Source organism: Kitasatospora sp. NPDC023176 (assembly GCF_055560495.1).
On record NZ_JBVHIP010000011.1, the window covers coordinates 52,399 to 63,521 of the forward strand.

The 11,123-nt window shown below is 76.5% G+C and carries 6 protein-coding genes and 1 pseudogene; 5 read left to right on the forward strand and 2 right to left on the reverse strand.

All coding sequences use genetic code 11. The features are described 5' to 3' along the window. Both ACZ3YL_RS17650 and eccCa read right to left on the reverse strand, forming a co-directional pair. Positions 1-2,478, reverse strand: a pseudogene (locus ACZ3YL_RS17650) (hypothetical protein); the annotation flags it as partial. Between the two features lie 178 nt (positions 2,479-2,656). Beyond that, the gene (gene eccCa / locus ACZ3YL_RS17655; RefSeq protein WP_465658257.1) at positions 2,657-6,661 is read right to left on the reverse strand and encodes a type VII secretion protein EccCa; all 4,005 of its coding nucleotides are present in this window, start codon (positions 6,659-6,661) and stop codon (positions 2,657-2,659) included. A gap of 229 nt (positions 6,662-6,890) precedes the next feature. On the opposite strand from eccCa, the gene eccD reads away from it, so the two are divergent. The 5 genes from eccD (at position 6,891) to ACZ3YL_RS17680 (ending at position 11,089) form a co-directional block, all read left to right on the forward strand. Continuing rightward, positions 6,891-8,282, forward strand: a complete 1,392-nt coding sequence (gene eccD / locus ACZ3YL_RS17660) for a type VII secretion integral membrane protein EccD (protein ID WP_465658259.1) — start codon at positions 6,891-6,893, stop codon at positions 8,280-8,282. A gap of 108 nt (positions 8,283-8,390) precedes the next feature. Further along, a complete protein-coding gene (gene eccB, locus ACZ3YL_RS17665; RefSeq protein ID WP_465658263.1) occupies positions 8,391-9,836 on the forward strand; it encodes a type VII secretion protein EccB in 1,446 nt (481 codons plus the stop codon). A 102-nt stretch (positions 9,837-9,938) separates the two neighbouring features. After that, on the forward strand, positions 9,939-10,286 hold the full coding sequence (locus tag ACZ3YL_RS17670; protein ID WP_188302867.1) for a hypothetical protein: 348 nt from the start codon (positions 9,939-9,941) through the stop codon (positions 10,284-10,286). A 63-nt stretch (positions 10,287-10,349) separates the two neighbouring features. Next, complete coding sequence (locus ACZ3YL_RS17675; protein ID WP_188302866.1) at positions 10,350-10,637, forward strand: hypothetical protein; 288 nt, start codon at positions 10,350-10,352, stop codon at positions 10,635-10,637. Beyond that, on the forward strand, positions 10,637-11,089 hold the full coding sequence (locus ACZ3YL_RS17680; RefSeq protein WP_465658265.1) for a hypothetical protein: 453 nt from the start codon (positions 10,637-10,639) through the stop codon (positions 11,087-11,089). Before ACZ3YL_RS17675 ends, ACZ3YL_RS17680 begins: the two co-directional genes overlap by 1 nt. Positions 11,090-11,123: the final 34 nt, after the last annotated feature.

Consider the following 11,123-nt stretch of genomic DNA (forward strand, 5'->3'; position numbering starts at 1 on the left):
GGGGTCGGGCGCGGGAGTGAGGGTGGTGCCGCTTTCGGGGGAGGGGGTGGCCTGAGAGGTCTGCGGGGCAGGGGAGTTGGGGGCGGTGGTGCTCTCGGTTGTGGTGGTCGGTGCCGTGGCGGGGGTGGCGGGTTCCGGCAGGGAGGGTGACTCGCTGTCGTTTCCGGTCGGGGGCAGGGTGGTCTGCGGGGTGGGGGTGTCGGGGGTTTCGGGGGCGGCCGGGCCGGGGGAGGGGGTGGCCTGAGAGGTCCGCGGGGCAGGGGAGTTGGGGGCGGTGGTGCTCTCCGTCATGGTGGTCGGTGCCGTGGCGGGGGTGATGGGCTCCGGCAGGACGGGCGGCTCGCTGCCGCTGTCGGGGGCGCACTGCCGGGCCTGCGGGGAGGGGGAGTCGGGAGTTTCGGGAGTGGCCGGAGCGGGAGTGGCCGGAGCGGGCGTCGCGGGGCCGGCCGCGTGGGGTCGGCGGACGGCGGGGGCGCCGGGGAGGAGCAGACGCGGGGCCGGGGCGCCCGGGTCGGTGAGGGCGGACACCAGGTCGTCCAGGATGTCGAGCACCTCGGCGGGCGCCGTCCGGTCGGCCGAACCCGCGATGAGCGTCGGCCGGGCCGGGTCCGGGTCGAGCAGGCGGGGGCTGCGGTCGCTCGGCGGCTCCTCGGGGCGCAGCCACAGTCCGGCGGGGACGGCCTCCAGGCGCCAGCCAGCGACCGGTGCCTGGTGGAGCGCGGGTCCGCAGGCCGCGAAGGCCGCGGGGAGGGGGCGCCAGGCGGAGGCGATCACGCGGCCGAGTGCGGGGGAGGCGGTCAGTTCGGTCAGCCACGGTTCCCAGGCCTGGGCCCCGTCGGCAGCCAGGACGCGGGAGGACCAGCCGTGCGCGGTGCGCGTCGGCAGGCCGACGGCGGCCCGGACCTCGCGGCCCAGTGCGGCCGCGAGCACGGCGGTCAGGGTGACCAGCGCCGAGGTGCCGGCCCAGGGCGCGCTGACCAGCAGGTCGGCCGGGGACGTCCCGGGCGGGCCCAGCCGGGCGGCGGCGGTGGCGATGGCGGCGACATCGGCGACCGGAGGCAGGGGGGCGTCCGGGCGGCCCACCACCAGGACCGGCGTGCCGGGCGCCGCCGCGGCACCCAGCAGCGGCCCCGGCGGGACGGCCGGGGCGGGCGCACCGTGGAACCAGAAGCCGTACGGCAGCACGGTCATCAGCGGATCGGCCGCGCCGTCCGGAGGCCCGGCCGCGGCGGGCGCGGCGACGGCGGGCTCGGGGGCACGGCCGGGACCGGGCCCGCTGGGCACTGCTGCTGACGCCGTTTCGGGCGCCGTCGGGGCCGCTGCCGTCGGTGCGATCGGCGGTGCCGTCGGTGCCGCGTTCACCCGGCCCGGCACGACGGCGGGCGCCGCGAGGGTGGGCTCGGGGGCACGGCCGGGACCGGGCTCGGTGGGCACTGCTGCTGACGCCGTTTCGGGTGTCGTCGGGGCCGCTGCCGTCGGTGTGATCGGCGGGGCCGTCTCGGGCGTCGTCGGTGCCGTCGGTGCCGCGTTCACCCGGCCCGGCACGACGGCGGGCGCGGCGACGGCGGGCTCGGGGGCACGGCCGGGACCGGGCCCGCTGGGCACCGCTGCTGACGCCGTTTCGGGCGTCGTCGGGGCCGGTGCCGTCGGTGCGATCGGCGGTGCCGTCGGTGCCGCGTTCACCCGGCCCGGCACGACGGCGGGCGCCGCGAGGGTGGGCTCGGGGGCACGGCCGGGCCCGGGCCCGGTGGGCACTGCTGCTGACGCCGCCTCGGGCACCGCCGGTGCGGCCGGTGCGGTCGGAGCGGGCGCCACCGTCGCGGGCACGCCCGCCGGTGCCGCCGGTGCCGCGTTCACCCGGCCCGGCACAACGGCCGCCGCCGAGGCCGCCGCTGCGCCCGCCGCCCCCTCCCGGCCGCGCGGCCCGCCCCCGTCCGTCCCCGGCAGCGGCCACACCGCCCCGAGCCGGCGGGTGCGCCCGTCCGGGGCGAACAGCCACCAGGAGGAGGGCGTGGTGTCCGTGGCGCCCGTGGTCAGCAGGGTGCCGTCGGGGCGGAGGGTGACGAGCCCGTCCGGGGCCACGACGCTGGTGGCGGCCAGTTCGGCGAGCCGCTGGGCGGGGCGGCGCCCGGACTCGGGCGCGGCCGCGAGACCGGAGGCGGCCAGGACCAGGGTGGCGGCCTTGCGGTCGGCGGCGGTACGGGCCAGGTCGTCGAGCCGGCCGAGCAGTACGGGCTGCGCGTCGGCGGCCACGGCCAGCACGGTGACGGTGCCCACCACGGGCGTCAGCGCGGCCAGCGCGTCGGTGAGCGCGGCGGGCAGCGCCGCCGGGTCGGGGCCGTGCGCGGCGCCGGGCGCGATGACGAAGTGCGGGCCCACCTCGTGCAGCGCCGCCGCGGGCGCCGGGGCGGTGTCGGTGTCGGCGCGTCGGCGGGGCAGCCAGCGCCGTGCCCCGGAGGCCTGTTCGGTGGTGCTCATCGCCGCGCCTTCCCGCTGTCGTCCGTGTGTGCGGCGGGTGGTGCCGCCGGGCCCGGGGCGCCGGTGGTGCGCGGGCCCGCCGTGTGCGGGTCCGCCTGTGCGGTGGTGCTCATCGCCGCCCCCTCCCGCCGTCGCCGCGCTCCGCTCCCGCCGCCGTCCGCTCCCGCCGACGCCCGGCTCACCGCCCCGTCCCCCCGCTCCCGTCCCCGTCCCCGTCCCCGTCGTCGACGAGCGCGGTCTGCACCTGCACCGTCCGGCGCCGGGTGATGTGCAGGGCCCGCCCCGGGGGGAACACCCGCGGCTTGGTGTTGCCGAACAGGAAGCCCTCGCTGGGCGGGCAGGACAGCAGCACCGCCGGGGTGTTGACCTCCTCCAGCTTGCGCAGCAGCTGGTCGGAGGCGGCCCGCCCGATGCCGTTGGCGCTGCGCGCCACGATCAGGTGCAGGCCCAGTTCGGCGCCCTGCGCCAGGTAGTCCAGCAGCGGCGCGAACGGATGGGCGCCCATGCTGACGGACGAGCCGGCGACCAGCTCGTAGTCGTCGACCAGGATGAACAGTTCGGGGCCCTCCCACCAGTCCCGCAGCCGCAGCCGCTCCGGCGGGATGTCCGGTCCGGGCAGCCGGTTGGCCATCGCCCGCGCCGCCCCGTCGACGATCTGGCGCAGCACGTCCACGGCGACCGCGTGCCCCAGCCGGTACTCCTGCGGCACCGCGCCCTGCAGCACCCGCCGGTAGTCGACCAGCATGATCCGTGCCTCGTCGGGCCGGTAGGCGGAGGTGATGCCGGCCGCGACCAGCTTCAGCAGGTTGGTCTTGCCCGCCTCGCTGTCACCGACCACCACCAGGTGCGGCGACTCCTCGAAGTCGTGCCACAGCGGGGCCATCGAGACGTCCTGCAGGCCCAGCGGCACCCGCAGCCGGCCCTCGGGGGCGGGCAGCGCCGCCGCGGGCAGGTGCAGCGGCAGCATCCGCACCTCGGGGGCGCGCGGGCCCTGCCAGTGCTCGGCGACGGCGTCCACCAGGTCGGCGACGCCCTCGCCCAGGTCCTCGGTGCCGCCGCTGCCGTCCAGCCGGGGCAGCGCGGTGAGGAAGTGCAGTTCCTCACCGGTCAGCCCGCGGCCGGGGATCTTGGGCACGGTCGCCGCGATGCGCATCCCGATCGCGGAGTCCACCGGGTCGCCCAACCGCAGCTCGAAGCGGGTGCCCAGCAGGTCGCGCAGCGCACCGGTCACCTCGCCCCAGCGCGTGGTGCCCACGACCAGGTGGATGCCGTAGTTGAGGCCCCGCTGGGCGATCAGGGTCAGCGCCGGCGCCAGGTCGGCGAACTCCTGGCGCACCGTGTTCCAGCCGTCGACGACCAGGAACACGTCACCGTGGGCCTCCCCGGGCAGCGCGCCCTCGGCCAGCGCCCGCCGGAACGCCGCCACCGAGTCGATGCCCAGCTCGGCGAAGCTCTGCTCGCGCCGGGCCAGGATGGCGTTGACCTCCGCGACCGTGCGCACCACCCGCTCCGGGTCGTGCCGCCCGGTCACCCCGCCCACGTGCGGCAGGCCGCGCAGCGAGGAGAGCGTGCCACCGCCGAAGTCCAGGCAGTAGAACTGGACTTCGCGCGGGGTGTGGGTGAGCGCCAGGGCCGCCACCAGGGTCCGCAGCAGGGTGCTCTTCCCGCTCTGCGGCCCGCCCGCGACACCGACGTGACCGCCCGCCCCCGACAGGTCGGCGCTCAGCAGGTCGCGCACCTGCTGGAAGGGACGGTCCACCACGCCCACCGGCACCCGCAGGGTGCCCCGGCCCGGATCGTCCTCGGTGGTCAGCCCGTACCCGGCCACCGGCGCCAGCGGCGCCAGCAACTGGTCCAGGGTCGGCGGCACGCCCAGCGGCGGCAGCCACACCTGGTGGGCGGGCGGCCCGGCGTCGACGAGCTTCTCGGCCGCGATCGCCAGCAGGCTGCGGCTCTGCGCCACCTCCTCGGCCTCCGGCTCCTCCACCGGCGCGACGATCTGACGCGGCGCCACGTACCCCGTGCCGTACACCGCGACCTGCCCCGCCGCCGCCTGCCGGCGCACCGCGGCCGGGCGCGGCGCCCGGTAGGACCCGGAGACGTACGCCGCCTTGAACCGGGTCAGCGTGGCGATGTCGCTGCGCAGGAACCCGTTGCCCGGCTGCGAGGGCAGGTGGTACGCGTCCGGCACCCCCAGCACGCCCCGGCTCTCCATCGCCGAGAACGTCCGCAGACCGATCCGGTACGACAGGTGCGACTCCAGGGCGTGCATCCGGCCCTCGTCCAGCCGCTGCGAGGCCAGCAGCAGGTGCACCCCCAGCGACCGCCCCAGCCGGCCGATCATGATGAACAGGTCCATGAAGTCCCGGTGCGCGGCCAGCAGTTCGGAGAACTCGTCGACCACCACGAACAGCGTCGGCAGCGGCTCCAGCGCCGCCCCGCCGGCCCGGGCCGTCTCGTAGTCCAGCAGCGAGCTGTAGTTGCCCGCCGAGCGCAGCAGCTCCTGACGGCGCACCAGCTCCCCGTGCAGCGCGTCGCGCATCCGGTCCACCAGCGCCGCCTCGTCGGCCAGGTTGGTGATCACCGCCGAGGTGTGCGGCAGCCGGTCCAGCCCCAGGAACGTCGCCCCGCCCTTGAAGTCCACCAGCACGAAGTTCAGCACCTCGGAGGAGTGCGTCAGCGCCAGCGCCATCACCAGCGTCCGCAGCAGCTCCGACTTGCCCGACCCGGTCGCCCCGATCAGCATCCCGTGCGGCCCCATGCCGCCCTGCGCCGACTCCTTGATGTCCAGCTCCACCGGCGTGCCGTCCCCGGCGATCCCCAGCGGCACCCGCAGCCGCTCGGCGATGCCGCGCCGCGCCCAGCTGTCCGCCACGTCGTGCCGGTGCAGATCACGGATGCCCAGCAGCGACACCAGGTCGAAGTCCCCGGCCAGCGGCTCCCCGGCCTCCGACTGGTCCCCGATCCGGTACGGCGCCATCAGCCCGGCCAGCCGCCGCGCCGCCGGCAGCGACAGCGCGTCCGCCCGCCCCAGCTCGGTCACCTCGTCCCGGTGGTTGCGGTCCGCGCCGACCATCGCCAGCCCGCCCTCCTCGATCCGCAGCCGCAGCCGGTGCCGCAGCGGCTTCCACTCCAGCGCCTCGCCCAGGTCCAGCAGCACCGCGTTGCGCCACCCCGCCAGCGCCGCCCGGCTGCCCGCACCCACCGGCACACCGTCCAGCACGACCACCGTGAACGGCTCGTCCCGGCCCGGCTGCGCGTCCGGCTCCCACGGCCCGCGCCCCGCGAACTCCGCCCCCAGCACCTGCTCCAGCTCCGCCACCGACCCCGCCACCAGCCGCACCGGCCCCAGCGCGTCGGTGTCCACCGGGTGCAGCGCGTGCGGCAGCCACTTCGCCCACTCCCACCGCCCCCGCCGCTCCGCGTCGCACACCACCGCGATGCGCAGCTCGTCCGGCGCGTGGAACAGTGCCAGCTGCGCCAGCATCGCCCGCGCCAGCGCCCGCGCCGCCTCCCGGTCCTCGGAACGCACCAGCACCTGGGCGTAGCCGCGCACGTACACCGCGATCGGCTGGTCCGCGACCGTCCCGTAGGCGTGGATGAACCGGCGCAACGCGTGCGCGCACAACGGCTCCAGGTCCTCCACCGGCTTGGTCGCCAACGGCGCCAGCCGCACCGCCAGCCGCTGGTGCCCCACCCCGATCCGCACGTCACCGAAGTCCGGATGCGTACCGCGCCGCTCCCACAGCCGCGAGGTGCGCACCAGCGAGGCCAGCGACCCCGGCGCCGGATGCCGCCAGGCCAGCGCCTCCTGCTGACGCACGATGTGCCCGCGCACCTGACGGCGCATCTGCGCCAGGTAGCGCAGGTAGTCCCGCCGCTCGGCCCGCAACTCCCGCTTGCGGTCGCTGGACCCGCGGATCAGCGAGGTCACCAGCATGCCCACCGCGGACAGGCCCATCATGCCCATCGCGACGTACGTCATGACCCCGCCGCCCTCACCCGGGCGCAGGAACACGAACACCATCGACAGCGAGCTCAACGCCATCGGCGCCATCGTGATCATGCTCGACATGCCGCTCTGCGACTCCGGCAGGACCGGCGGCTCCTGCAACTGGATCTCGCCGTCGGGCATCGCCGGCCCGGGGCGCCGCGGCGGACGGTCGACCAGCACCACACTCAACGAAAGCGCTCCTCGCACCCGGGGGACGGCCGCGAAGTGCCCCGCCGTCCGGGTCGCCGTCCTTCAGGTCCACGGACGGCGCCCCGCCCCGGGTTCAGCCGCCGCCCCGCCGCGGGTCGGACCCCGCACCCGCCGCAGGTTGAACCCCGCACCCGCCGCGGCCCGTGCCCCAAGGAGGAGACCGCCCCGCCGGCGGCACGGCCACCGCCGAACGGACACGAGGAGAACCTTGAACGGGACCGCCAACGGGACCACAGCCACCGGACTGTGCCGACTGAGGTTCCACGCACCCGACGCGGTGTTCGAACTCGTCATCCCCGCCGACGTACCGCTCGCCGACCTGCTGCCCGCCGTCCTCGACCACGCCGGCGACGGCCTCGACGAACAGGGCACCGGACACGACGGCTGGATCCTCCAACGCCTCGGCCAGGCCCCCCTCGACGAGGAACTCGGCGCCGACGCCCTCGGCCTGCGCGACGGCGAGGACCTCCACCTGCGCCCCCGCCGCGACCCCCTGCCCGAAGTCCACTACGACGACCTCCCCGACGGCCTCGCCACCGGCATGCGCGAACGCCCCGACACCTGGCGCCCCGCCCTCACCCACCACACCGCCCTCGCCCTGGCCGTCACCGCCCTGGCCGGGGGCCTGACCCTCCTGCTGCTGCCCGGCCCGCCCCAGCTGCGCGCCGGCGCCGCCGCCGTCACCGCACTGTTCCTGCTCCTGGGCGCCCTCAGCGCCTCCCGCGCCGTCGGCGACGCCGGCGCCGGCACCGCCCTGGGCGCCACCGCCGTGCCCTACCTCGCCCTGGCCGGCGCCCTCCTCACCTCCGCCACCGGCCCCTCCGCCACCGGAGCCCGCCTGCTCGCCGGCGGCTGCGCCGGCGCCGGAGCCGCCATCCTGGCCATGGCCGCCGTCGGCTGCTCCGCCCCGCTCTTCCTCGGCCTGGTCCTGCTCGCCCTGCACGTCACCGCCGCCGGCGCCCTGCTGCTCGCCGGACTCACCGCCCCCGCCACCGCCGCCACCCTGGCCGTCCTCCCCGTCGCCACCGCCGCCTTCCTGCCCGGCCTGTGCTTCCGCCTGTCCGGACTGCGCCTGCCCGCCCTGCCCCGCAACTCCGAAGAACTCCAGGAAGGCATCGAAGCCGTCCCCGCCGCCACCGTCCGCTCCCGCAGCACCGTCGCCGACGGCTTCCTGACGGCCTTCCACCTCGCCCTCGCCCCCGTCCTCGCCCTGTGCCTGACCACCCTCACCGGCCAGGACGGCTGGGCCCCCACCGCCCTGACCGGCGCCCTGTCCCTGCTGCTCCTGCTGCACGCCCGCGGCATCGGCTCCATCCCCCAACGCCTGGCCGTCCTCGTCCCCGGCGCCCTGGGCCCCGCCCTGCTCACCGCCCACCTCGCCGCCGGCCAGTCCGCCGCCGCCCGCATCGGCCTGCTCACCGCGCTGCTCGCCACCGCCGCACTGCTGGCCGCCGCCTCCTGGACCGTCCCCGGCCGGCGCCTGCTGCCCTACTGGGGCCGCGCCGCCGACCTGCTGCACACCCTCGCGGCCGTCAGCATCCTGCCGCTCGCCCTCGCCGCGGCCGGGGCCTTCCACGGACTGCGCGCCCTCGGCGGCTGACCCCCCACCAGCCGCCGCACCCGCCGCACGCACCCGCCGCACGCTCCGCCGCCGCACGCACCACGCCCGCCGTACGCACCACCCCCGCCACCGAGGAGAACCACCACCATGCAGTCGAAGCGCGACCAGGTGCAGGCCCACCTGTTCGTGATGGGCCGCCTCGCCACCGGCATGCTCCGCGGCGAACCCGACGCCCCCGACGCCCCCACCGGGCGCACCTCCCGCGGCATCGCCACCGGCCTGGTCATCGCCGCCCTCGCCTGCCTGATCGCCGCCGTCTACGGCGTCCTCGTCCCCGGCGGCGCCACCGGCTGGAAGAAACCCGGCACCCTCGTCCTGGTCAAGGAGAACGGCGCCCGCTACCTCTACCTCGACGGCGCCCTCCACCCCCTGCTCAACGAGACCACCGCCCGCCTGCTCGCCGGCGACCAGCTGACCGTCGACCAGGTCAGCGTCCACTCCCTGGCCGACACCCCGCGCGGCACCCCCCTGGGCATCCTCGGCGCCCCCGACGGCCTGCCCGACGCCGACCGCCTCGCCACCGCCCCCTGGCTCGCCTGCGCCACCCAGCGCCCCGACCCCTCCGGCACCCGCCGCCCCCGCCTGGCCCTCGCCGTCGACCCCACCACCCACGGCACCGCCCTCACCGACGGCCAGGCCCTCCTGGTCGCCGCCCCCGACGGCGCCCAACACCTCCTGTGGCACGGCCGCCGCCTGCGCCTGGACACCCGCACCGGCGCCCGCCAGGCCCTCGGCCAGGGCGCCGTCACCGCCCAGCCCGTCACCCAGGCCTTCCTCGACGCCCTGCCCGCCGGCCCCGACCTCGCCGCCCCCGACCTCGACCAGCGCGGCACCCCCGGCCCCGACCTCGCCACCCACCCCACCCGCGTCGGACAGCTCTTCACCGGCCCCGGCGGCAACCCCTACCTGCTCACCGGCGCCGGACTCACCCCGCTCACCCCGATGACCCTGCAACTGCTGCTCGCCGACCCCCGCACCCAGCAGAGCGCCTACCAGGGCACCGCCGCCACCCCCACCGCGATCGGCGCCGCCGACCTCGCCGCCCACAGCGCACCCCCCGCCCCCGCCGGCCCGGCCGCCGCCCTGCCCACCACCGCGCCCGAACTGCTCACCGCCCCCCAGGGCCGCGACGTCTGCGCCGAACTGCGCCCCGGCGACCCCGCGCCCACCACCACCCTGGCCCTCGTCGACGACACCGCCGTCCAGGGCCCCGCCCCCGCCGCCCAGCCCGGCATCGAGGCCGCCTGCACCCCCGCCGACACCATCGCGGTACGCCCCGGCGGCGGCGCCCTGGTGCGCGCCCTGTCCACCGCCGGCGCCGGCGCCACCCTCTACCTGGTGACCGACAACGGGGCGAAGTACCCGCTCGCCTCACCCGCCGTCGCCAAACAGCTCGGCTACGGCGCCGTCGCCCCCGCGGGCGTGCCCGCCACGCTGCTGGCCCTGCTGCCCACCGGCCCCAGCCTCGACCCGGCCGCCCTCACCGGCGCCACCCCTGCCGGCGCGCCGCCGGGACCGCCGTGCCCGCGCTGAACCCGTACGTCCCGGGTTGAACCCGTACTTCCCGCACGACCGTTGACCTGAAATGAACCCGGTACGGCGAACGCCCCGGGCCCGATGGACAGGAGCCCCCGAATGACCACCCCCAGCCTGCAGACGGACGACGCCTCCGTCCAGCGCATCCTCGCCAGCCTGGAGCACCACCTCGGCATCATGAAGCGCGCCGCCACACAGGTCACCGACGTCAACGACGAGGTCCAGAAGTACTTCCAGGCCGCCTGCAGCACCCAGTACCAGCAGAAGATCAACGACTGGCTGGGCCGGTACCAGCAGCTCCAGGGGGCCTACGACACCTTCCACGGCGCGTTCAGTGCCGGCCACGGCAAGATCAACACCGCCCACGAGGAGGCCCTGGGCCTCACCGGCCAGTGGGGCGGGGGCTCCGGGATCTCCGACAACATCCGCTACACCCTCAACCCCTGAACCCCCGCAGGCATCCGCAGACATCCGTAGACATCCGGACCACCCCACCGAGGAGGACCACCGATGGGCAGCATCAAGCTCCACCACGCCAACATCGACGAGGCGGCCGACGCCCTGCAACAGGCCGGCCAGGCCCTGCACACCGCCATGACCGACTTCGAGACGGCCGTCCAGACCGCCCAGAACGAACTCCAGGGCGACCTCGCCACCGCCGCCAAGACCTTCCAGACCACCCTCACCACCCAGAACAAGGAGATGAACACCGACATCGTCCAGGGCGCCGGCATCCTGCGTGAGATGCACGGCCTGCTGCGCGCCGCCGACGCGGGCGGCGCGGCGGGCATCGGCTGATGACCACGCCGTCCACGGAGGTCGCCACTCTCAGCGTCAACCACGACGACCTGAAGGACTTCGCGTACAAGGTCCTGGCGGCCTGCCTGACCCGACTGGAGAGCGACCCCGGTTTCAAGGCCATGATGGCCTTCGCGGGCAAGAGCGGGGTCGGCAAGGACGCCCTCTTCACCGAACTGCTGACCGGGCAGTTCGAGAGCGGGATCCACCTGCACGACCTGTTCGCCTCCAACCTGGCCGGCAGCGTGCTGCAGGACTTCACGAAGTTCCACCAGCAGCTGGCCAAGGCCCAGGACGACATCTGGTCGTTCCTGAAGCAGATGGAGGCGGCGCACGAGGACGCCCTGACGGCCGCCCAGATGATGCAGATCCTCCAGGACGTCATCGGCGCCGGTGGCGGTGGCGGTGGCGGTGGCGGCGGTGGGGGTGGCGGCGGCGGGGCCGGTCCGTAGCGCCCGCCCGCCGCCGGCCCGTCGACCCCCGCAC